We start from the raw sequence: 23,408 nt of genomic DNA, 5'->3' as shown, positions 1-23,408 counted from the left end.
CTACTGCCCTACTGCCCTACTGCCCTACTGCCCTACTGCCCTACTGCCCTACTGCCCTACTGCCCTACTGCCCTACTCTTCACAGCCAGCCGCTCTTGCGGAAGCGCCAGTAGAGAACCGAGCAGACCAAAATAATCGCTCCCAGAACGACCGGGTAGCCATATTCCATCCTAAGTTCCGGCATGTCGTTGAAGTTCATGCCGTAGATGCCTGCGAGCGCCGTCGGCACCGCCAGGATTGCAGCCCATGAGGCGAGCTTCTTGGTGATCGCCGTTTCCTGGCTCTGGCCAACCAGGAGGCTCGCCTCGAAGGCAAATGCGAGCACCTCCCGCAAGCTGTCGATCTTCTCCTGGACGGTGCGGATGTGGTCGGTGACGTCGCGGAACAGCGGGTGCATGGCCGCATGGATCTGCGGCAGGTCGGCGCTGGTCAACCGGCGGCAGACTTCCACCAGCGGCAGCGCGGCGTTGCGCAGGCGCAAGAGATCGCGGCGCAGCATGTAGAGCCGCTCTATGTCGGAGCCGGTCATCGGCTTCAGCAGAACCCTGTCCTCGATCGCCTCGACCTCGTCCTCGATCTGCTCGAGCACCGGCATGTAGTTGTCGACGATGAAATCGAGAATGGCATAGAGGACGAAATCCTCGCCTTTGGCTAGCGAATGCGGGCAGCTTTCCCAATGCTGGCGAACGGCGGCATAAGAAGTCGACGGACCGTGCCTGACGCTGACGATGTAGCCGGCGCCGACGAACAGATGCGTCTCGCCGAAGGTGACGCGCCTGTCGATCAGTTGAGCCGTGCGGGCAACGATGAACAACGCATCGCCATATTGCTCGATCTTCGGCCGCTGATGCGGATGCTCGGCGTCCTCGATCGCCAGATCGTGCAGGTGGAATTGCGCCTGGACACGAAGCAACAGGTCGCGGTCCGGCTCCAGCAGGCCGATCCAGACGACATGACCTGGCTTCTTGGCCCATTCGCCGGCTTCCTCGATCGGAATGTCGGCGACACGCCGGCCGGCGGTATAGACGCTGGAAGCGACGATGGCCGATGTCGGCGGGGCCGGCGTCAGGTTCCGAACGGTTTCCATCGCTACCTCCTGGAGGCATGGCCTCGGGTCAGGATCAGGAACGTTCGGTAAAGCTTAGCCTAAATCAGCAATGGGTTCGAGAGGCAGCCGTTCACTTCGCCGGTAGCGTTGCGGGAAGCACAATCTTGTCTGTCTTGTCGCCCTTCGGCCGCTCGGCCGGCATCTGGTCGCCGGTGACGATGTAGTAGATCGTCTCGGCGATATTGGTGGCGTGGTCGCCGATCCGCTCGATGTTCTTGGCGCAGAACAGCAGGTGCGTGCAGGGCGTGATGTTGCGCGGATCTTCCATCATGTAGGTCAGCAACTCGCGAAACAGCGAGGTGTACACGGCGTCGATCTGATCGTCGCGGTCACGCACGAAGCCGATCTTTTCCACCGAGCGCGACGCGTAGACGTCGAGCACTTCCTTGAGCTGCGTCAACGCCAGGTCGGCTAAGGCCGCGATGCCGCGGAACAGGCTGGTCGGCTGGCGCCCTTCTATGACGGCAACCACGCGCTTGGCGACATTCTTGCCGAGGTCGCCGACCCGCTCGAGATCCGCCGAGATGCGGATCGCGCCGACGATCTCGCGCAAATCCGTCGCCATCGGCTGGCGCTTGGCGATGATGATGATCGCCTTGTCGTCGATCTCGCGCTGCCCCTGGTCCAGAACGGCATCGTCGCGGATGACCTTCTGGGCAAGGCCAGGGTCGGCGTTGACCAGGGCCGCAATCGCCTGTTCGACCATGCGTTCGGCATGCCCGCCCATCGCGGCAATGCGCTTCGACAGATATTTCAGCTCCTCGTCATAGGCGCTGACGATGTGCACGGACTGCATGGAGATGCCTTCCCGGGTCTTCTGGTCCGAGTCGTTCCTCGAATCCCCGCTGATACGCTAGCCGGATGACAGAAAAAAGAAAGCGTTAGAGCGACGTGCGTCCACTAGGCCACAGAGGAGGCTCTAAAGTCCTGTATCCACGCATCCGGCGGTCCTAAAGTCTTCCGGTACTCGGGCCGGCTCGTGCTTAGATAGTGAGGTGTCAGTGCGCCGGCAAATGCACCGTGAAAGCTGCGCCGTTGCCGACCTCCGACTTGATCGACAGCCTGGCGTTGTGGCGCGTCAGGATATGCTTGACGATGGACAGGCCAAGGCCGGTGCCCTTCTGGGTCCGGCTGTTTTCGACGTCGACGCGGTAGAAACGTTCGGTGATGCGCGGGATGTGCTCCTCGGGAATGCCGGGGCCAAAGTCCCGGATGGTGACGTCGATGCCCGGTTCGGGACCGTCATCGCTGTGGGCAATCGTCACCACGACACGTCCACCCGACTGTCCGTATTTGCAGGCGTTTTCCAGCAGATTTTCGAAAACCTGGAAAAGTTCATCGCGATCCCCCGGCACATTGAGTGGTCCTTTCGCGAAATCCCGCTCGATGGCAACGCCGTTTTCCCGCGCAAGCGGACCCAGCGAATCGATGACGCTGTCGAGGGTCTGGCGGAGATCGACCTCGGTTCCCGGCTTCAGATAGGGTTTCATCTCCAGCCGCGACAGCGACAGCAGGTCGTCGATCAGGCGCGCCATGCGGCCGGTCTGGTTGTGCATGATCTGCAGGAACTGCTCGCGCGCCGCCGGGTCGTTGCGGGCCGGGCCGCGCAGCGTCTCGATGAAACCGGAAATCGAGGCGAGCGGAGTTCGCAACTCATGGCTGGCATTGGCGATGAAGTCGGCCCGCATCCGGTCGATCCGGCGCGCCTCGCTCTGGTCCTTGAAGACCAGCACATAGAGGTCGGTGCCGTGGCCGACCGAAGATGCACTCACGCGATAGGCCCGTTCGACCGGCAGCTTTTCGGTATATTCGACGACGTCCGAAGCGGCGCCTGACAGGATACTGTCCAGCAGGGCCTGCATCTCGGGCGCGCGGAATTTCAGCGACAGCGACATGCCCGGTGCAATGCCGCCGAAGGCGGCGAAGGCGGCGGCGTTGGCATGGACAATCGTCGCGGCGCGATCGAAGATGATCAGCGGATCGGCAACGGCAGCCGCCAGATATTCTCCCGACAGCTGTTGCAGCCCGCCTGCCTCGATCGCCGCGGCATCCTCCGCGGATTGGCGCGCTACGCCGGCCGGCAGCATCGCGGCGGCGAGCAGCAGCACAGCACATGCCAGCAGCACAACATGGAAGGACATGTCTGCGAAACCATAGACCGTCAAGATCGCGACGATGCCGGTCGCAAGCAGCCAGCGGCTGTTCCACAACCGGGTGACGACGGCTTGCGCCGTGGTTCGCTGTTCTGCGCCGCCCATATCAGCCATTGTCAGCTACTGTCAGCCATTCGCGCGCACTATGCCTCCGTCCCCACCCCGACCGGCAGGTTGGAAACTTCCCGCTGACCGGCGCTATCACTAATCTGCTGCATCGTTCCTTTCGAAAATCGATTCCGATTTTCGGGCCGATGCAGTAAGGCTCCCAATAGCATAAGTCCGGAAGCTGGAAAGGTTGGTCTCGATGAAAAACCCCAAGGAAGATGCCGCCGCGCCTGTTCCGGGTCCGCAAAACATCCGGATCAACGGCAAGGAGTTCGAGTTCGACATCGAGGATCCCAAGCTTCCGGACTGGATCGAGGACAACAAGCTGACCGCCGGCGGCTACCCCTACGACAAGAAAATGAAAAGCGACGAGTATGACGAGACGCTCGAGCGGCTGCAGATCGAGTTGGTCAAGGCGCAGGCATGGCTGCAATCGACGGGCAAGCGGGTGATGTCGCTGTTCGAAGGACGCGATGCCGCCGGCAAGGGCGGCACAATCTTCGCGCTGCGCCAGTACATGAACCCCAGGACAGCGCGCAACGTGGCGCTGACCAAGCCTAGCCCAACCGAAATCGGGCAATGGTATTTCCAGCGCTATGTCGCGCACTTTCCGACATCCGGCGAGTTCGTCACCTTCGACCGCTCCTGGTACAATCGAGCCGGCGTCGAGCCGGTCATGGGCTTCTGCACGCCGGAGCAGCATCAGAGATTCCTGGACGAGACGCCGTATTTTGAACGGATGATCTGCAACGAGGGCATCCATTTCTTCAAATTCTGGCTGAACATCGGTCGGGAAACACAGCTTGAGCGGTTTCACGATCGCCGCTGGAGTCCTTTGAAGAACTGGAAATTCTCGCCGATCGATATTGCCGGCATCGCCAAATGGGACGATTACACCAAGGCGCGCGATCTCATGTTCGAACGCACCCATAAGGAATTCGCGCCCTGGATCATCATCCAGGCCAACGACAAGCGGCGCGCGCGACTTGCCATCATCCGGCGCATCCTGTTGTCGCTTCCCTATGACGGCCGCGATCTCGACGCCATCGGCAAGGAAGACAAGAAAATCATCGGGGAAGGGCCTTCGTTCCTGGGAAGACAGGCCTGAAGCGCTGCCGCGCGCCCCCAAGGACGCGCGGCACGATTCCGGATATTTTTGTCATTCTGCCGAATGACATCTCATGCCGCCAGCCGGGCAATCCGCTGCAGCCGCCGCAGTGTGGTATCGTCCTGCAAAGCCTGCTGAAATAGCGAAATCTCCTGGTCGATGCGATCGCAGAGTGCGCCTGTGTCGCCCTTGAGCAGGTCGCGCGTCTGCAGCAGTGCGGCAACCGGCTTCTTGGCGAGTTGCCTGGCTCTGCCAAGTGCGGCTTCCTCGACGTCGCCGACCACGATCTCCGTGACCAGGCCCAGCATCCTGGCGTCCGCGGCACTGAGCGTGTCGCCCAGGCAGAAGAAGCGGAAAGCGCCGGCATAACCGAGTTTCTGCGGCGCCAGGATGCTGGTCGCCGCGTCCGGCACGAGGCCGAAATCGACGAACGGCACCCGGAACGTGCTTTCGTCAGATGCGATCACCATGTCGCAATGGAACAGGATGGTGCAGCCGACACCGACGGCGTCGCCGTCGACACAGGCAAGGACCGGTTTGGGGAACGTCGCCAACGTGCGGAACATGTCGGTGACGGCAGCGATCAACCGTTGATGCTTGGTGGCGTCGAGGAACTCGGAGAAATCGCCGCCGAGGCAGAAGCAGCCGGCGAGGCCGCGCAGCACCACGACGCGCACATCATCGTCGATTGCAGCTTCGTGGAAGATCCTGGCCAGGCTTTCATAGGCTCGCCCGTCCAGCACCGGCCGGCCGTCATCCGACGACACCGTGACGATCAGCGAATGATTGCGGAACTCTGTTTGCGGGTGGATGTTCATGGCTGTCTCCAATTCTCACGAGGCCTGCCTCATTCCGAGCCTGTCGGGATATCCCCTGGCCAGAACCGGCGCGAAATGACTGCGACGCGACCGCACCACCTCAAGCGTGTGCTCGTTGAAGGTGAGCAGTGTGGCGACGACCTGCTGGTTGCCATAGGTGCGCTGGTAGCCAAGCGGCTTCGCCAGGAAGTGCAACTGCAGCGCCCGCAGGACCCACATCGGTTCGAACTCGATGATCACCTGGTTGACATTCCGCTTCAGCCCCCACTCGACGAAGCCGGCAATGAGCTCGGTGCCGACCGTCGAGACGCCGCGCTTGCCGTCACGAAAGCCCGGCGCGACCGCATAGCGGGTCAGTTCCCAGACGTTCGGCCCGGATGGCGGCGTGCCTTCAAAGAGGTCCGCCAGCACCTCGGTCAGAAGATGCGCACGCGTTGTCGGCAACATCCGCTGATAACCGGCGAGCTCGCCATTGCGGATGACGAGCTGATGCACCGCCTCGTCATGGTCGAACTGATCGATCTCAAGGCCGTCGGGGCGCTGCAGATCGGTCCACCCCATCTCCTCGACGAAAATCTTGTAGCGTAAGCGATGAACGGCCTCCCAAAGGTCGGGACGTTCCATAAGTTCCTGTGTTGTAAGGGAAAAAAGCATCTGCCGTCTCCTAGGTTCAATAGGAAGATACGGCCGGGCTGTCCCGAGGAAATTACGCGATCACGTAGGCAAGAATTTCTAGGCCGGCACGGCCGAGCTAGCTAATATAGCCGCGCCTTATCGCTTCCGCGACCGCCTGCACCCGGTTGACGGCACCGAGTTTGCTTTTGGCGTTAAGAAGGTGTTTCTCTGATGTGTGTTCCGAAATGCCGAGAATCTGTGAAATCTCCCATTCGGACTTGCCGACGGCGGCCCATTGCATGCATTCGCGCTCACGCGGCGTCAGTTCGACGTGGTGGTCGAGGGTCTTGGCCGCCATCGTGTGGATCTGCATGGCGCGGCCAATCGCATAGGTCGCCACCAGCGACACCAGCCCAAAATCGGCGCCCGACAATTCGACGGCCTCGCCACCCAGCGACACCATGACGATCTGGCCATCGAGCGTGATCAGCGGGAAGGCCAATCCGTCGCGCAGCTTGAATTCGCCGGCGTCGCCCATCACTTCGCCGCTGCTCTTGTCGATGCGGATGCTCTGGGACGCTTCCCGCCACTGGAACGGCGCCTGCAGCTGCTTCATGTGGCTGACGACGGGGTCATGGTCGACATAGTTGCGCGCCACATAGCGCTCCAGCCATTCTCCCGGCCACTCGCAAAGCAGCACATGGTCCTTTTGCTGGCCTCTTGGCGTGCCCGGCTGCGGAACCGTTCCGGCCATCAGCGCCGTCAGGCCGAACTCCGAGGTTATGCCAAGCAGCTTTTCGCAGACCGCGGCCGCCGTATCGGCGTGCTGCAGCTGATCTATGAATTCCAGTGTGCGATCGAAGTGGCCCATTGCAACATCTACCCCATGTTGCCTTCCCGCGTTGAGATCAACGGCCCAGTGCTTGACCCGCACTTTGCCCTCGACCCCGGATTACAAACCTGCTCCCCTCAGTTTGCAGCGGCTTGCGGCTACCCTCCAGCCGACCGCCACACATGTTTGCAAGCTCGCTGAAGCATAGCCCTAAATCGGCGTGATGAAATCAAAAACCGTTGTGCCTGTGGCATTTTCGTACCAAAAGCCACATTGGACAGGACAGGGCGGAGCTCGATCGTGACGATTCGGTGGATGACCATCGTCTTGATGCTGGCAATGACGGGGGCAGCGTGGCTCACGGGAGCGCGTGCCGCGGAGCCGCAAGTGCCGGTGCTGTGGGATGCCAAGGAGCGGCTGCCGAAGCCTGACCTGTCCGCGCTGCCGCGTCTGAGATTCCTGACCACCACCGATTTCCCGCCGTTCAACTTCCTCGACGGAGCGGGCCGCTTGTCCGGCTTCCATGTCGATCTGGCGCGCGCGATCTGCGCCGAGCTCGGCATCGCCGAAAAATGCCAGATCCAGGCGCTGCCTTGGGCCGAGCTCGAAGGGGCACTGCAGAAGGGCGAAGGGGAAGCGATCATTGCCGGCATTGCCGCCACGCCGGAGTCGCGGTCAAAATATGCCTTCTCGCGTTCCTACCTGCAGTTTCCGGCGCGCTTCATCATGCCGAAGGCAAAGGCGCTCACGGAGTCTATCTTCGACAGACTGCGTGGCAAGCGCGTCGGCGTGGTCGCAGGCTCCGCGCATGAGCGGATGCTGCGCGATTATTTCGGCACAGTCCAGGTCGTTCCTTTCGCGCAGCTGGAAGCGCTCTACGATGGTCTCAAGGCCGGCAAGGTCGACGCCGGCTTCGGCGACGGCATGCGCTTCGCCTTCTGGCTGGGCAGTTCGAATGCCGCAGCCTGCTGCCGCTTTGCCGGCGGTCCCTATCTGGCGCCCGAATATCTGGGGTCGGGTATGGCCATCGCCACCAGGGCCAACGATCCAGCGCTGGCCGTAGCGTTCGACTACGCACTGCAGGAGATTTCGGTGAAGGGCATCTTCGCCGAATTCTATCTGCGCTATTTCCCGGTCAGTTTTTTCTGATCCGGCCCGGTCAGCTTTTTCTGATCCGTTGGGGTCTGGATCAAGTCAGCGTGCGCAGGCGAGCCTTGGCAGCACGGGCGATAGCGGCGACGGTGAGCGTGTCGAGATCGAGCTGGCGACGAATAAGCTGCAGCACCCTCACCTCCTCCAGGCGCATTTCGAGGTCGACCGCCGCAACCTCGAAGGCTGCGGCATAGGCCGTGTCAAGCAGGCGCTCGGGCAGTGCTTCAGCGACGTGCGCCAAAACGCCTTCCAACCCGTCCTTTTCGTGCAGCAGCTTCTGGCAGTCCTGGGCGACGCCGACCAGCCGGTCGTGGTCGAAATCCTCGAACACCGGCCATGAGCGGACGACGTCGCCGATCCGCGCCAATTCGACATCGGTCATGTCGCGATCGGACGCGGAGGTTATTACCATCAGATGGATCAGGGCTTCGTGCGGCGGCAATGGCATGTAACAACTCCTCAAACGGGCTCCGAAGTTAGGAACGCGGCACCGACGTCGCAAGGAAAAAGCGCCGCGATCGTTGACGCCCAAGGCAGGCACGCCTAGAGACCGGTTGAAAAAAATCATCCGGCCCCTTCTTGCGGCGATGCCGGCGAATAGTTTGGAAAACACTGACATGGCGGGATCAAACATCATCGATCTCAATCCCGAGGTGCTTGCGGCAGCGGCCGAAAGCAAGGCGTGGCCGTTCGAGGAAGCCAGGAAGATCGTCGCGCGCTACAAAGGGGCTGACTTTCCCGAGACTGTCCTGTTTGAGACCGGCTACGGTCCGTCGGGGCTGCCGCACATCGGTACTTTCGGCGAAGTCGCACGCACTTCGATGGTGCGCCACGCCTTCCGCGTCCTCACCCGGGACACGGTCAAGACCAAGATCTTGTGCTTTTCCGACGACATGGACGGCATGCGCAAGATTCCGGACAACGTCCCCGATCGCGCCGCACTCGAGCCGCACCTGCACAAGCCGCTCTCGTCCGTCCCCAATCCTTTCGGCGGCGACTATGCGAGCTTCGCAGACCACAACAACGCAATGCTTTGCCGTTTCCTGGACACGTTCGGCTTCGACTACGAGTTCGCCAGCGCGACGGAATACTACAGGGCTGGCCGTTTCGACGACGTTCTGCTGCGCGCTGCCGAACGTTTCGATAAGATTATGGACGTGATGCTGCCGACGCTCGGAGAGGAGCGTCAGGCGACCTACAGTCCGTTCTTGCCGATTTCCCCCAAAAGCGGCCGCGTGCTTTACGTCCCCATGAAGCATGTCGACGCCAAGGCCGGCACTATCACCTTCGACGATGACGGCACCGAAACCACGCTGCCTATAACCGGCGGCAGGGTGAAGCTGCAGTGGAAGCCGGATTTCGGCATGCGCTGGGCGGCGCTCGGCGTCGATTTCGAAATGTTCGGCAAAGACCACCAGACGAATGCGGTGATCTACGACCGTATCTGCAATATCCTGGGCGGGCGCGCGCCCGAGCATTTCGTCTATGAGCTGTTCCTCGACGAGAACGGCCAGAAGATTTCGAAGTCGAAGGGCAACGGACTGACAATAGACGAGTGGCTGACCTACGCGCCGACAGAAAGCCTCGAGCTCTATATGTACCAGCGGCCGCGGCAGGCCAAGAAGCTCTATTTCGACGTCATTCCGAAGGCGGTGGACGAGTATTACGCCTTTCTGTCCGCCTATCGCCGGCAGGAGTGGAAGGAGCGGCTGGGAAATCCCGTCTGGCACATGCATGACGGTAACCCGCCTGTCGTCGACCTGCCGGTGTCGTTCGCGCTGCTGCTCAATCTGGTCAGTGCCTCGAACGCCCAGAACAAGGACGTGCTGTGGGGGTTCATTTTGCGCCACACGTCAGGCGTGACGCCGAAGACCCATCCCGAGCTCGACCGGCTGGCCGAATATGCGATCCGCTATTTCGACGATTTCGTGAAGCCGGCCAAGGTGTACCGGGCCGCCGACCCGGTCGAGCGCGAGGCGCTGACGAAACTGTCCGAAGCGCTCGCCGCATTGCCGCCAGATGCCGATGGCGAGGCGATCCAGAATGCCGCGCTCAACGTCGCGCGCAAGATCGAACGCTATCAGGACCATTCGAAGCAAAGCCCGGAAGGCGGGCCGGGCGTCTCCGTCGCCTTCTTCCAGATGATCTACCAGATTTTGATCGGACAAGAGCGCGGCCCGCGCTTCGGTTCCTTCGCCGCGCTCTACGGCATCGCAGAAACCCGCGCGCTCATTCAGAAGGCGCTGGCCGGTCAGTTGGCGGCGTAGCAGTCGTCTCGGATGTCGGCGTAGCCGTCGCCGACGGATCGAGAATCGGCTGCGTCGGCTGGGCTGTGGCCGCAAAAGGGGCTGGCGCCGGAGGCAGGCCGGAGAGACTGGGCGCCGGCCCGAAAATGCCCTTCCTCGCCATACGGGCCTTCTCGCCGATCTCGACATAAGGGCCACCCTTGGCGGCGCGCGCCCAGCCGTTTTCGATCAACCACTGGCCGACATCCCGGTTGCCGACGCGGCAATCGGCGGTGATCAGGTCGCGGCCGCCCTCGGGTGGCACCGTGCAGACCACCGCCCGACCGCGCAGGAAGGCACGGAACGCCGTTCGCGCCCGGGTGCCACACGTCCACGACTTGCCGCCGTCGGTGCAAGTTTCGTCCTGCCTGACGATGTCGACGCCGGAAATCGCGACGGAGTAGCCCTTGGCCTCGATCACACCGGCGGCCAATGCAACCGGCTGGAACAGTTTTGTCCCGTTCCAGTCGTCGGGCATTTTCGTTTTGGGCGGCTTGGGCGGTCCGGCCAGCGCCAACTCACTCAGCGGCGCGCGCGGCTCGACCCGTTCAAGCTCTTGCGGCTGAAGCTGCGGCGGCGCGACGACTTCGGGATCGATCGCCCTGGAATGCGCCTCTGGGCTCGCCGCCTTGGGTCGCGGATTTGCTGATGCAGCAGGCGCTCGGGATTGCGCCGCGATGCCGGCCTGCGCCCGAGCCGCGACGCGCCCATTTTCGTCCTGCAGCACGGCGCGGCCACCTGCGGCAATCGCAGCCCCCATTGCCAGGATCGTCAACACCGCGGCGGCGGCATGAAGCGGACGCACCGGCGGCCCCTACTGGCTTGCCCAGACAATCCGCGCCACCCATTCGACATCGCGCATCGGGATGTCGCGATCCGGGTGATCGGGATTGAGCGAGACCAGCATGATCGACTTCGCCGTCTGACGGTCCAGCACCTTGGCCATTACCTCGCCGGCATAGGTCTTGACGACGACGCGATCGCCCTTGCGGGTGGCGGCGCCCGGCTCGACGATCAGCACGTCACCGTTGCGGTAGAGCGGCAGCATGGAATCGCCCTGGACCTGCAGCGCATAGGAGGTTTCGGTCGCCCGTGCCGGAAGCTCGATCAGGTCCCAGCCCTGGCCCACGGGAAAGCCGGCATCGTCGAAAAAGCCGCCGGCGCCGGCCTGGGCGAAGCCGAGCAGCGGCACCGAAGACGTCTGTGCCGGCAGAGATCCGGGAACGGTCTTGCCCCGGCCTTCGACCAGTCCGGTGAATTCGTCGAGCGAGGCGCCGGTCGCCTCGATGATCTTGGCCAGCGACTCGGTCGACGGCCAGCGCGGCCGCCCATCCGAGGACAGCCGCTTCGACTTGTTGAAGGCGGTCGAATCGAGGCCCGCGCGTTTCGCCAGCCCCGAGGCCGAGAGCGAATAGCGCTCGGCGAGAGCATCGATGGCGGCCCATACGCGGTCATGCGAGAGCACTTTTGCTCTCCTTCCGAACAGGAAAAAATACCTTCTCCGTTCTAACCGGTGGCCGTGATTTTGTCCACCACCGAAGGCGGCGTCACGCCGCCTTCTTGGCCTCGCTCCTGGCATAGGGATCGAAGCGTTCGTAGAAAGTCTCACCCTTCTCTGCCATGTCGAGCAGGAGCTTCGGCGCTTTGAACTCGGCGCCGTACTTCTTCTGAAGACCCTTGGCGATCTTGACGAATTTTTTTGCGCCGATGCCGTCGATGTAGGACAGCACGCCGCCGGTAAAGGGCGCGAAGCCGAAGGCGAGAATCGAGCCGACATCGGCCTCGCGCGGATCGGTGACGATGCCCTCCTCCATCACCCGGGCCGCCTCCAACGCGATGATGACCAGGAGCCGCTGCTTCAGTTCCTCATAGTCGACCTTTTCAGGCGGCAACTGCCGATAGAGATCCTTCAGGCCCGGCCACAGCTTCTTCTTGGCAGGCTTTTGCGGATAGTCGTAGAAACCCTTGCCGTTCTTGCGGCCGAAGCGGCCATGCGTGTCGACCAGCGTGTTGATCAGCGTCATCTGCTTCGGGTCGACCGCCTTGTCGCCGAGATCGCGCATGGTCTGCTTCATGATCTTCTGCGCGAGGTCGATCGCCGTTTCATCCGTCAGCGCCAAGGGGCCGACCGGCATGCCGGCGGCCTTCGCCGCATTCTCGATCATCGGCGCCGGAACGCCCTCGATGAGCATCTTGTAGGCTTCCGACATGTAGCGCAGCACGCAACGGTTGACGTAGAAGCCGCGCGTGTCGTTGACGACGATCGGCGTCTTCTTGATGGCGCGGACGAAGTCGATCGCGGTGGCCAGCGCCTTGTCGCCCGTCTTCTTGCCCAGAATAATTTCGACCAGCATCATCTTGTCGACCGGCGAGAAGAAATGGATGCCGATGAAATTCTTCGGCCGCGCCGAATTCTTCGCCAGCGACGTGATCGGGATGGTGGACGTGTTCGACGCGAAGATCGCCGACGCCTTCAGCACGGCCTCCGCCTTTTCGGTGGCGTCTTTCTTGACGCCCGAATCCTCGAATACCGCCTCGACCACCAGGTCGCAACCTGCGAGGTCGGCATAGTCCGCCGTCGGCGTGATCAGCGACAGCAGCCTGTCCTTGTCCTCCGGCTTGGCGCGGCCCTTCCCGACCTGATCCGAGATGAGGCTGTCCGAATGCGCCTTGCCCTTGGCGGCAGCGTCCATGTCGCGGTCGAGCAGCACCACCGGAAGGCCGGCCTTGGCCGTGACATAGGCGATGCCGGCGCCCATGAAACCGGCGCCGAGCACGCCGATCTTCTTGAACTTGGTTTCCGGCACGCCGGCCGGACGACGCGCGCCCTGGTTCAGTTCCTGCAGCGACACGAACAGCGAGCGGATCATCGCCGCCGCTTCTCTGGTCTGCATGATTTCGGTGAAATAACGCTGCTCGATGCGCAAGCCGGTGTCGAACGGCACCAGCAAGCCTTCATAGACGCATTTCAGGATGGCCGCGGCGGCCGGATAGTTGCCATAGGTCTCGCGACGCAGGATGGCGATTGCAGGTGGCCACAGATTGGCGCCGGCCACCGAATAGACCGGGCCGCCGGGCAGCTTGAAGCCCTTCTCGTCCCACGGCGCCACTGGCTTCAAGCCATTTTTGATCATGGCTTTGGCGGTTTCGACCAACTTCGTCGGTTCGGCAATCTCATGGATCAGGCCCATCGACCTGGCCTTCTGCGGCGACAGCGTCTGGCCAGAAGTCAGCATCTGCAGCGCCTGCTGCTGGTCGGTCAGCCGCGGCACGCGCTGAGTGCCGCCGGCACCCGGGAAGATGCCGATCTTCACTTCGGGGAGCGCCATCTTGACCTTGTCGGAATCGGCCGCGACACGGCCATGGCAAGCGAGCGACAGCTCGAACGCACCGCCCATGCAGGTGCCGTTGATCGCCGATACCCACGGCTTGCCTGAGGTCTCCAGCTTGCGGAACAAGCCGGTCATGTAGCCGGCATTGTCGAACAATGCCTTGGTCGCCTTATCCAGGTCCTTGGCTTTATCGGCTGCGAACTTCGACAGCATCTTCTGCAGCATGGTGATGTCGGCACCGCCGGAGAACGTGTCCTTGCCGGAGGTGATCACCGCCCCCTTTATCGACGCGTCGCTCGCCACCTTGTCGACGATGGCGTTCAGCTCCAGCATCGCCTCTTCGGTGAAGACGTTCATCGAGCGGTCGGGCATGTCCCAGGTGACCAGCGCGATGCCATCGGCGTCGATGTCGAGGGTGAAGTTGGTGTAGCTCATCGGTCTCTCTCCCGTCAGACGCGTTCGATGATCGTTGCGGTGCCCATGCCGGCGCCGATGCAGAGCGTCACCAGCGCGGTGTTCAGGTCCCGGCGCTCCAGTTCGTCCAGCACCGTTCCGAAAATCATCGCACCGGTTGCGCCGAGCGGATGGCCCATTGCGATGGCGCCGCCATTGACGTTGATCCTGTCGTGCGAAATGTCGAAAGCCTGCATGTAGCGCAGCACCACCGAGGCGAACGCCTCGTTGAGCTCGAACAGATCAATGTCCGACAGCTTCATCCTGGCACGCTTCAGCAGCTTCTCGGTCACGTCGACCGGACCGGTCAGCATCAGCACCGGCTCCGAACCGATATTGGCGAATGCACGGATGCGAGCGCGCGGCTTCAGGTCGAGCGACTTTCCAGCCTTCTTCGAGCCGAGCAGAACGGCCGCCGCGCCGTCGACGATGCCGGACGAATTGCCGGCGTGGTGGACGTGATTGACCTCCTCCACCTCGGGATGCTTCTGCACCGCGACGGCATCGAAGCCGCCCATTTCGCCGGGCATGACGAAAGACGGGTTGAGGGCCGCCAGCGATTGCATATCGGTCGAAGGCCGCATGTGCTCATCGTGGTCGAGGATGGTCAGGCCATTCTGGTCCTTGATCGAGATCACCGAATTCTTGAAGCGGCCTTCGCCCCAGGCTTTGGCGGCGCGCTTCTGGCTTTCGACCGCATAGGCGTCAACGTCGTCGCGCGAAAAGCCGTACTTCGTGGCGATCAGATCGGCCGAGATGCCTTGCGGCACAAACCAGCCCGGCAGGCCGACCGAGGGGTCCATGAACCAGGCGCCGCCGGATGCGCCCATGCCGACACGCGACATCGATTCGACGCCGCCGGCGATGACGATCTCGTCGGCGCCCTGCGCGATCTTGGCGGCGCCGAAATTGATGGCGTCCAGGCCAGAGGCGCAGAAACGCGAGATCTGCATGCCGGGCGCTTTCGTGTCGTAACCGGCCTCGAAGGCGGCGGCGCGCGGAATGACAGAACCCGCCTCGCCGACCGGATCGACGCAGCCGAAGATGATGTCGTCGACGGCGCCGGTGTCCAGCCCATTGCGGTCACGGATCGCCTCGAGCACCTTGGCGCCGAGCCGCACCGCCGGCACCTCGTGCAGCGAGCCATCCTTCTTGCCCCTGCCGCGCGGCGTGCGCACGGCGTCATAGACATAAGCTTCGGCCATTTTCCTGCTCCTTGGTTTGCTGAAAGTCTCTCAGAGAGAGCGCCCGATCAGCAATTTCATGATCTCGTTGGTGCCGCCGTAGATGCGCTGGACGCGGGCGTCGCGGAACATGCGGGCGATCGGATACTCATTCATGTAGCCATAGCCGCCATGCAATTGAAGGCATTCATCGACGACTTTTCCCTGCAGGTCTGACAGCCAGTATTTGGCCATCGAGGCCGTCACCGGGTCGAGGCCTCCATTGATATGGCGGGCGACGCAGTCATTGTAGAAGACCCGGCCGATGGTCGCCTCGGTCTTCAATTCGGCCAGCTTGAACTGGGTGTTCTGGAAATCGATAATCGCCTTGCCGAAGGCCTTGCGCTCCTTGACGTAGTCGATGGTCAACGCCAGCGCCCGTTCGACCATGGCGATGGCGCCGGTGCCGATCTGCAGCCGCTCCTGCGGCAATTGCTGCATCAATTGGACGAAGCCCTGGCCTTCCTCGTGGCCGAGCAGATTGGAAGTCGGCACGCGCATATCGTTGAAGAACAGTTCCGACGTGTCGTTGGCCTTGAGCCCGATCTTGTCGAGGTTGCGGCCGCGCTCGAACCCTTCCACCTCGTCGGTCTCGACGACGATCAGCGAAGTGCCCTTGGCGCCCTTCTCCGGGTCGGTCTTGGTGACAATTATGATGAAATTGGCGAGCTGGCCGTTGGTGATGAAGGTTTTTGAGCCGTTGACCTTGTACTGGTTGCCGTCCTTCTCGGCGCGCGTTTTGACGCCTTGCAGGTCGGAGCCGGCGCCGGGCTCGGTCATGGCGATGGCGCCGATCAGCTCGCCGGTCGCCAGTTTCGGCAGCCACTTCTTCTTCTGCTCCTCCGAGCCGTAGCGGAGGATGTAAGGAGCGACGATCGAATTGTGCAGGCCGATGCCGAAACCGTCGACGCCGACATGGCCGATCGCCTCGATGATGGCGCTCTCATGCGCGAACGTCCCGCCCGAACCGCCATATTCCTCCGGCATCGAGGCACAGAGCAGACCGGCCGCGCCCGCCTTCAGCCAGCACTCACGGTCGACCATCTCGTTCTTCTCGAACTCGTCATAGCGTGGCGCGATCTCTTCCGACATGAAGCGGTGCGCCATGTCGTAGAGCATGCCGACCTCGTCCGCCGCCCAGGCTGGTTTGGGAAGGCCAAGAATTTCGGCGGGGTTGCTCATGCTGTTTCTCCCTTGCGCCGACGTCCCCCTCCCCTCGAGGGGAGGGAACGTCGAGCTTAGAACGCTTCCGCCGGCAGTGCCATCAATGTATCGGCGCCGCTGGAGATGCGGGCGAGGTGCGCCGACGTTTCCGGCATGATCCGCTCCATGAAGAAGCGCGCCGTCACCAGCTTGCTATCGTAGAACGCCGAAGAACCATTGGCGCCGTTCGCCAATTTCGCCCCGGCCGCCTTGGCCATCTGCGCCCACATATAGCCCAGCGCCACCAGGCCGAAGAGATGCATGTAGTCGGTCGAGGCGGCACCGGCGTTATCGGGCTTGGCCATGCCGTTCTGCATCAGCCACATCGTCGCCGCCTGCAGATCGTTGAGGCCCTTCTTCAGCGCCTTGGTAAAGGGCGCCATCTTCTCGTCAGTGCGGTTCTCATCGCAGAACTCGCCGACCTCCTTGAAGAAGGCCTGCACGGCACGGCCGCCATTCAAGGCCAGCTTGCGGCCGACGAGGTCGAGCGCCTGGATGCCGTTGGCGCCCTCGTAGATCATGGCGATGCGGGCATCGCGCACGAACTGGCTCATGCCGTGCTCTTCGATATAGCCGTGCCCGCCGAACACTTGCTGCGCCATCACCGCGTGGTCGAAACCCTTGTCGGTGAGCACGCCCTTGACCACCGGCGTCATCAGCCCGGTGTAGTCGTCGGCAGCCTGGCGGTCCTTGTCGTCACTGGCACGGTGGGCGATATCGGACTTGATCGCCGTCCACAGCGCCAGTGCGCGACCGGCCTCGTTGAAGGCCTTCATGGTCATCAGGCTGCGGCGGATATCGGGGTGGACGATGATCGGGTCGGCCTTCTTGTCCGGCGCCTTCGGCCCAGACAGCGAGCGTCCCTGCAGGCGATCCTTGGCATAGGACACAGCGTTCTGGTAGGCGACCTCCGACAGAGAAAGCCCCTGCAGGCCGACGCCGAGCCTCGCTTCATTCATCATCGTGAACATGGCTTTCAGCCCGCCATTCGTCTCGCCAAGCAGCGTGCCTTGTGCCTCGTCATAATTCATGACGCAGGTCGAATTGCCATGGATGCCCATCTTCTCCTCGATCGAGCCGCAGGAGACGGTGTTCTTCTCGCCAGGATTGCCTGATGCATCGAGCTTGAGTTTCGGCACGATGAACAGCGAAATGCCCTTCACGCCTTCCGGCGCGCCGTCGATGCGGGCCAGCACCAGGTGGACGATGTTGTCCGCCATGTCGTGCTCACCAGCCGATATGAAGATCTTCTGGCCCGAAATCCTGTAGGTGCCGTCGCCATTGGGAACCGCCCTGGTGCGCAGCAGGCCGAGATCGGTGCCGCAATGCGGCTCGGTCAGGTTCATGGTGCCGGTCCAGACGCCCTCGACCAGCTTCGGCAACCAGATCGCCTTCTGCTCGTCGGTGCCATGGGTAATGATCGCGGCGATCGCGCCCTGCGTCAGGCCGGGGTACATCATCAGCGACATGTTGGCCGAAATCATATATTCGGAAACAGCGGTATGCACCGCGTAAGGCAGACCCTGGCCGCCAAATTCGACGGGTGCGGCCAGCCCCAACCAGCCGCCCTCGCGGTATTGGTCGAAGGCCTCCTTGAAGCCCTTTGGCGTCGTCACCGAACCGTCGCCATGGCGCTCGCAGCCTTCCATGTCGCCGACGCGGTTCAGCGGCTGCATGACATTTTCAGCGAGCTTGGCGCCCTCGGCGAGGATGACCTCGACCACGTCCGGCGTCGCGTCGGAAAATCCGGGAAGATTGGAATAGCGCTGGTAGCCCAGCACTTCTTTCAGCACAAACAGCGTGTCCTGGACCGGCGCCCTGTAGATCGGCATGCATTTCCTCCACCATGCGGCCTTGGCCCCGAATCCCCAATGTGAAGTCAGACGGGCATGCGGACCAATGTTCAGGTCGGAATAGCAAAAGTTGACGTTTGCGTAAACGTCAATTTTTTGATGCGACAAATTAATCCCCGCCGCTCGCTCATAGCGTAAGGGCGCTGGCCGTAGCCAGTCCGAACAGATTGAAAGATATTCGTCCCGTCGCAGCCGCAAGACAGAGGGAAGAGCCGCGCAGCCAAGGCCACGCGGCTCTCTCCAGAAGGCCGTTCACCGGAAGCCGGCGAAGAATTACCCGGCGACGCTGGCCTGCGGCGCCGAGCGTTCGCTCAGCATCTGACGCACCGCCGCCATCGAGTTGCTCAACTCGTTGATGGCATCGTCGATCAGAGCCCGCTGCTTCTGCAGGCGGGCAAGCTGCTTCTCCGACTTGTCGAGCGTTAGTCGCAACTGCTTGGTGTTGGAACCGCTGGGGTCGTAGAGGTCCATCATCTGCTTGACGTCGCGCAGCGAGAACCCGACCTTGCGGCCGAGCAGGATCAGCTTCAGCCGCGCCTTGTCGCGGCGCGTGTAGAGACGGGTCGAGCCGTCGCGCTGCGGATTGAGAAGGCCCTTGTCCTCGTAGAAACGCAGCGTACGCAGCGTTACTCCGTATTTCTTGGCCATCTCGCCGATGCGGACAAGATCCTCGCCGGCTTTATCGGACATGTCATTGGTATTGGCCGCGGCTTCGCCGGGCGAAACAAGTTTCATGGTCACTGGCTTTCCCCATCTGGTGGCGCCGCGGTCCTGGACCGTGCGTCGCTTGAGTCGAAGCGGGGGCGTGCTTCCACTCGTGGTTTCAACAAACAAAATCGCAAACGGCACAATCTGCACCCTTACGTTTACGTCAATTCTATATCGATAGCCGCCTCACGAAGCAAGGGCGACGTGCGGGAGGACCTTTTTGCCGCATCCGCCACCGCATGGCCCGGCGGCGCTTCAGGCGCTCGTCAACATCGTTGCAACTTCTTAAGCTTGGTTAACGCGTTGTTTACCACGTTGGGCGAATTGTGCGCATGTCGGTCACCCGTGGTTATCCTGTAGCGAATTTTTCACGGTTTCGGAGTCCACCGCAGCAAAGCCGCGGCCGTCTTCGTTTCCGGCAGGACTTTGGGAACTGGTCATAAGCCAGCAGCGATTGTGAACGGGCGCATCGATGAACAGCAAGCGGTCCTATCTCGATACACTCAACACCGGCCGGCAGCGCAGGCCATACACCACGCTTGAACAGCTCAACCGTTCCCTGGAAACGCTGGAGCAGCGGCTGGAGCGGACGCGCGAGGACTTGAGCAAACGTCCCGATCCGCGCCGGCTGAGCGCGGAGCCGCGCTATGCCAGCGCCCGGCCCTATGAGGATCCGCGCCCCGAGCAGCCGCCGAAAAGCCCAGCGCCGGCTGCCTTCGACCAGAATTACCAGGCGATCGCCCGCGACATCGATCGCGTGCGCGGCCAAGAGGACGGCGTCGCCGTGGTCGGCAAGATCGCCGGCGAATTGCGCGGCCTGCGCGAGGAACTGCGCCACCAGATGACCGCCGGCCTACAGCGCGAATTCGAAGCGCTGCGCAACGACATCGAGCGAGCTTTCCAGGCAAGCACCCAGACGGGTGGCCTGTCGGCGGGAGGCAAAGGCAGCGCCGAACTCGGCGTCGAGTTCGAGCGGCTTTCCGGCGCCATCCAGTCCCTGGCCGAAAAGAGCGACGACAGAAGCGTCAACATGCTCCGGCTCGATCTGGAGCAGGTCAAGGCCGCGCTCGACACATTGGCGCGCGAGGAGAGTGTGCAGGCGGTCGGCCGCCGCTGGGACGAGTTCGACCGCCGCTGGACCGCGTTCGAGGATCGTGTCGATGCCGATCAGCGACAGCGGTCGGACGCACCCGGTCTTTCGATGCTGACCGAACGGCTCGAACAGATCAGCAATGCCGTCAACAATCTGCCGGAATCGCTGTCGCTGCGTTCGCTCGAAGAGAAGGTCCGCACGCTTGCTAGCGCGGTCGATCATTTCGCCCGCCAGCAGGACAGTCTCGGCAGCAGCACATTCGCAATGATCGACGAGCGGCTGGACGAGATTTCCCGCGCCATCGTCGCCTCGACCGTCGCCGCGCAGGCCAATTCATTCGACCCCGAAGCATTCGAGCGTATCGAGAAGCGGATCGCCTCGCTTGCCGAACAGATCGAGGAAGTGACGCAAGTCCACCCCAGCGGCGAGGTCATCGACCGCCTCAACATGCTGTCGAGCCGGGTCGACGATCTTGCCAGCCGGGCCAATTTGCCTGAGCAGGCGATGGAGCGTCTCGACAAGCAGATCGCGCTTATTGCCGACAAGATCGACCGGGCGCCTGCCATGCCGGACGCCGACTATATCTTCCAGGGGCTGGAACAGCGTTTCGACGTGCTGTCCGGCATGATGGAGCGCCGCCAGGGCGACGCGATCGAACAGGGCAACATGCTGTTTCGCGATCTCGAGCGCCGGCTGGACGAAGTTGCCGACAGGCTGGACCAGCGCATGCCGCAGATCGACGGGGCCGGCATCATGGACGCCCTCGACGCCCGCTTCAGCGCGCTGGCCAAGCGCTTGGAGACGCGCGTTCCCGATCACGCAGGTGAAGCCGCGATCCGTGGCCTGGAAAGCCGGCTCGAAGACATTTCAATCCGGCTGGATTCATCGGCGGCACAAGTCGCCGGTATCGACCCGGCCCTGATCCGCAGCCTGGAAGCGCAGGTCGCGGGCCTGTCGGCGCACCTTTCGAAACCCGGCGCGCCACTGCCGGAATTGGAGGATATCAGCCCTCGTCTCAACGAAATCGAGAAGTCGCTGGCTGGCACCCGCGATTCCATCCTCAGCGCGGCGCGCGAGGCAGCCGAGAGCGCCGTCCGTTCGTTGGCGGGCTCCAGTGCCAACACGGCGGCCGTCTCTGGCCTCGCCCAGGATCTGAAGACGCTCGAAGCACTGACGCGCCGTTCCGACGAGCGCAATTCGAGGACCTTCGAAGCCATCCACGACACGCTGCTCAAGATCGTCGACCGGCTGGGCTCGCTGGAAACCGGCGAGCCGACCGACGCTGTGAGCGAACTTCTGAATACGCAACCGGCCGAGCCGGACAGCTGGCGCGGCGTGCGATCGTCAAAGATGGCCGTACGTGACGCGCCGTCCATGGACATCGACCAGCCACTGCCGCTGACGGAAGACATGGCCGACCTCGACAGCCATGTCTCTGCCATGATCAGCGATGAACCAGGTTCCCATAGCGAACCGGGCACGCGTAGCGACCCGGGCACGCGTACGCCGGCCGAAGCCGCCGCGGCCGCGGCCATGGCGGCGCTTGGCTCGGACACGTCGGAAAAAAGCCAGCCGACCGGCGGCCGGAAGTCGATGCTCGGCGGACTGGCGCGCGCCTTCAAGGCCAAGAAGGAGACGATCGTTCCACCGCTTGCCGGCTCCGCGCCTGATGTCGAGATACCGATTGCCGATCTCGACGAGCCGCTGGACCCGAAGGTTGCCAACCGGCCGCTGGAGCCCGGCTCCGGCCCACCTGACCTCAACGCCATCATGAAGCGCGTGCGCGACGAACGCGGCCCGCCCGGCAGGGCCGGCAATGCCGACGCATCGAAATCCGACTTCATCGCCGCAGCCAGGCGCGCGGCGCAAGCGGCCGCTGCCGAGGCCGACGCTCTCAAGCGGCAATCGACGATGAGGGGGCCGGTAAAGGCGCTCAGGATCGGCGACTTGCTCAAGGCGCGACGCAAGCCGATTCTGATGGCAGCCGCCGCGGTCATGCTGGCGCTCGCCGGCCTGCAATTAGGCAAGGCCTTTGTCTCCGACCCGGTCGATATTGCCAGCAACGACACGGCGCCGATGGCTGCCGCGCAGCCAGCGGAAAGCGCATCGATCGGTACCGTCAACGAGCCGAAGACGGACACAGAAACTGCAGGGGATAGCGCACCAGACCACGCTGTCCGGCAGGCAGAGCCATCCGAATCGGTAGCCGAGGACGACATGCCGGCGCAGGCCGCCATCGTCACGCCGTCATATGGCGAAAGATCGGCGGATGCCGAAACGCCGATCGACTCAGGGTCCGCGGCCGAGCCTGTTCCTGCGCCAATGGCTTCAACGACGTCGCCCGATCCGGCGGCGGCTAACGTGACAGCGTCGGCACCTGCGGGCCCGACGGCTGCGGACGCCGAACCAATGGCCACCGCGCCGGACGCCACGCCCGCGACCCAGGACATGACCGGCACGGTCACGTCAGCGGTTGCTTCGACGGCGGCGGCCACTGCCAAGATCGACATTCCAGCCGATGCCGGCCCGGCTGCCTTGCGTGACGCAGCGGCCGGCGGCGACGCCAAGGCATTGTTCGAGATCGGCTCGCGCTACGCCGAATCGCGCGGCGTCAAGCAAGACATGGCAGCGGCCGCCAAATGGTACGAGAAATCAGCCGAGCTCGGCTTCGCACCGGCGGAATACCGCATCGGCAACTTCTACGAGAAGGGCACCGGCGTCGCGCGCGACGTCAAGAAGGCGAAGACCTGGTACCAGCTCGCCACCGCGCAGGGCAACGCCAGCGCCATGCACAACCTCGCCGTGCTCTTCGCCATGGCGGCGGACGGCGTGACCGACAATGAATCGGCCGCGCACTGGTTCCAGGCCGCCGCCGATCTCGGCGTCAAGGACAGCCAGTTCAATCTCGGCATCCTGGCGGCGAAGGGCGTCGGCATGAAGCAGAATCTCGAAGAGTCCTACAAATGGTTCGCGCTCGTCGCCAAGACCGGCGACAAGGATGCGGCGGCAAAGCGCGACGAGATCGCCAAGGCGCTCAGGCCCGAGCAGCTCGAACGCGCACGCGCCGCCACGGAGCTGTGGAAGGCAAAGCCGCTCGATCCTGCGGCCAATTCGGCCGATATTCCCGAATCGTGGCAGGACGGCACGCCGCAGACGACCGCCAGCGTCGACATGAAGAAGGTCGTTCAGAACATCCAGCGCATTCTCAACAAGAACGGCTACGAGGCCGGCAATGACGACGGCGTGATGGGCCAGAAAACCAAGGATGCCATCATGGCTTTCCAGACCGACAACGATCTGAAGCCTACCGGCACGGTCGACGAAAAGCTGGTCAAGGCGCTGCTTGCGCGCAAATAACGTCAGA

At 62.9% G+C, this 23,408-nt stretch carries 18 protein-coding genes; 4 read left to right on the top strand and 14 right to left on the bottom strand.

Translation table 11 applies throughout. The features are described from left to right. Window positions 1–79 precede the first annotated feature (79 nt). From AC0L3O_RS31250 to AC0L3O_RS31240, 3 genes are all read right to left on the bottom strand, one after another. Window positions 80–1,087, bottom strand: coding sequence for a magnesium and cobalt transport protein CorA (locus AC0L3O_RS31250; RefSeq protein WP_023802182.1), 1,008 nt, complete (start codon window positions 1,085–1,087; stop codon window positions 80–82). 91 nt (window positions 1,088–1,178) lie between these two features. After that, window positions 1,179–1,904 (bottom strand): phosphate signaling complex protein PhoU, encoded by a 726-nt coding sequence (gene phoU, locus AC0L3O_RS31245; protein WP_027155174.1) that lies wholly within the window; start codon window positions 1,902–1,904, stop codon window positions 1,179–1,181. Window positions 1,905–2,106: 202 nt separating this feature from the next. Continuing rightward, complete coding sequence (locus AC0L3O_RS31240) at window positions 2,107–3,375, bottom strand: sensor histidine kinase (RefSeq protein ID WP_473617554.1); 1,269 nt, start codon at window positions 3,373–3,375, stop codon at window positions 2,107–2,109. A 193-nt stretch (window positions 3,376–3,568) separates the two neighbouring features. On the opposite strand from AC0L3O_RS31240, the gene ppk2 reads away from it, so the two are divergent. Continuing rightward, entirely contained in the window at window positions 3,569–4,477 is a 909-nt protein-coding gene (gene ppk2, locus AC0L3O_RS31235; RefSeq protein ID WP_473617553.1) for a polyphosphate kinase 2, read from the top strand. A 71-nt stretch (window positions 4,478–4,548) separates the two neighbouring features. On the opposite strand, the gene AC0L3O_RS31230 is transcribed toward ppk2, so the two are convergent. From AC0L3O_RS31230 to AC0L3O_RS31220, 3 genes are all read right to left on the bottom strand, one after another. Further along, window positions 4,549–5,295, bottom strand: a complete 747-nt coding sequence (locus tag AC0L3O_RS31230; protein WP_084646899.1) for an enoyl-CoA hydratase-related protein — start codon at window positions 5,293–5,295, stop codon at window positions 4,549–4,551. Between the two features lie 15 nt (window positions 5,296–5,310). Next, a complete protein-coding gene (locus AC0L3O_RS31225) occupies window positions 5,311–5,949 on the bottom strand; it encodes an acyl-homoserine-lactone synthase (RefSeq protein WP_027155170.1) in 639 nt (212 codons plus the stop codon). A gap of 97 nt (window positions 5,950–6,046) precedes the next feature. Further along, window positions 6,047–6,781 carry a helix-turn-helix transcriptional regulator gene (locus AC0L3O_RS31220; protein ID WP_023802176.1) on the bottom strand — a complete coding sequence of 245 codons (735 nt, stop codon included), beginning with the start codon at window positions 6,779–6,781 and terminating at the stop codon, window positions 6,047–6,049. A 291-nt stretch (window positions 6,782–7,072) separates the two neighbouring features. On the opposite strand from AC0L3O_RS31220, the gene AC0L3O_RS31215 reads away from it, so the two are divergent. Further along, a complete protein-coding gene (locus AC0L3O_RS31215; protein ID WP_473617556.1) occupies window positions 7,073–7,891 on the top strand; it encodes a transporter substrate-binding domain-containing protein in 819 nt (272 codons plus the stop codon). A gap of 40 nt (window positions 7,892–7,931) precedes the next feature. Here AC0L3O_RS31215 and AC0L3O_RS31210 read toward each other — a convergent pair whose 3' ends face one another. Beyond that, entirely contained in the window at window positions 7,932–8,342 is a 411-nt protein-coding gene (locus AC0L3O_RS31210; protein ID WP_027155168.1) for a tellurite resistance TerB family protein, read from the bottom strand. A 169-nt stretch (window positions 8,343–8,511) separates the two neighbouring features. Between AC0L3O_RS31210 and AC0L3O_RS31205 the strand changes: the two genes are divergently transcribed. After that, a complete protein-coding gene (locus tag AC0L3O_RS31205) occupies window positions 8,512–10,161 on the top strand; it encodes a lysine--tRNA ligase (protein ID WP_473617551.1) in 1,650 nt (549 codons plus the stop codon). Here AC0L3O_RS31205 and AC0L3O_RS31200 read toward each other — a convergent pair. From AC0L3O_RS31200 to AC0L3O_RS31170, 7 genes are all read right to left on the bottom strand, one after another. After that, entirely contained in the window at window positions 10,124–10,984 is an 861-nt protein-coding gene (locus tag AC0L3O_RS31200) for a thermonuclease family protein (RefSeq protein ID WP_473617550.1), read from the bottom strand. The two genes, AC0L3O_RS31205 and AC0L3O_RS31200, sit on opposite strands and share 38 nt — an antisense overlap. Window positions 10,985–10,993: 9 nt before the next feature. Continuing rightward, window positions 10,994–11,644 (bottom strand): S24 family peptidase, encoded by a 651-nt coding sequence (locus tag AC0L3O_RS31195; protein WP_128170882.1) that lies wholly within the window; start codon window positions 11,642–11,644, stop codon window positions 10,994–10,996. Window positions 11,645–11,726: 82 nt separating this feature from the next. Continuing rightward, window positions 11,727–13,946, bottom strand: a complete 2,220-nt coding sequence (locus AC0L3O_RS31190) for a 3-hydroxyacyl-CoA dehydrogenase NAD-binding domain-containing protein (RefSeq protein ID WP_473617549.1) — start codon at window positions 13,944–13,946, stop codon at window positions 11,727–11,729. 14 nt (window positions 13,947–13,960) lie between these two features. Next, window positions 13,961–15,169, bottom strand: a complete 1,209-nt coding sequence (locus AC0L3O_RS31185) for an acetyl-CoA C-acetyltransferase (RefSeq protein ID WP_023802169.1) — start codon at window positions 15,167–15,169, stop codon at window positions 13,961–13,963. A 30-nt stretch (window positions 15,170–15,199) separates the two neighbouring features. After that, on the bottom strand, window positions 15,200–16,369 hold the full coding sequence (locus AC0L3O_RS31180) for an acyl-CoA dehydrogenase family protein (protein ID WP_473617548.1): 1,170 nt from the start codon (window positions 16,367–16,369) through the stop codon (window positions 15,200–15,202). Window positions 16,370–16,425: 56 nt separating this feature from the next. Then, on the bottom strand, window positions 16,426–18,222 hold the full coding sequence (locus tag AC0L3O_RS31175) for an acyl-CoA dehydrogenase (RefSeq protein ID WP_473617547.1): 1,797 nt from the start codon (window positions 18,220–18,222) through the stop codon (window positions 16,426–16,428). 294 nt (window positions 18,223–18,516) lie between these two features. After that, window positions 18,517–18,978 carry a MerR family transcriptional regulator gene (locus AC0L3O_RS31170; protein WP_023802166.1) on the bottom strand — a complete coding sequence of 154 codons (462 nt, stop codon included), beginning with the start codon at window positions 18,976–18,978 and terminating at the stop codon, window positions 18,517–18,519. Between the two features lie 445 nt (window positions 18,979–19,423). Here AC0L3O_RS31170 and AC0L3O_RS31165 point away from each other — a divergent pair, with 445 nt between their 5' ends. Continuing rightward, a complete protein-coding gene (locus AC0L3O_RS31165) occupies window positions 19,424–23,401 on the top strand; it encodes a peptidoglycan-binding protein (protein ID WP_473617545.1) in 3,978 nt (1,325 codons plus the stop codon). The last annotated feature ends 7 nt before the right edge of the window (window positions 23,402–23,408 follow it).

The organism is Mesorhizobium sp. WSM4810, assembly GCF_055811235.1.
Note: the sequence above shows the minus strand (reverse complement) of the source record. Positions and strands in the feature narration are given on the sequence as shown.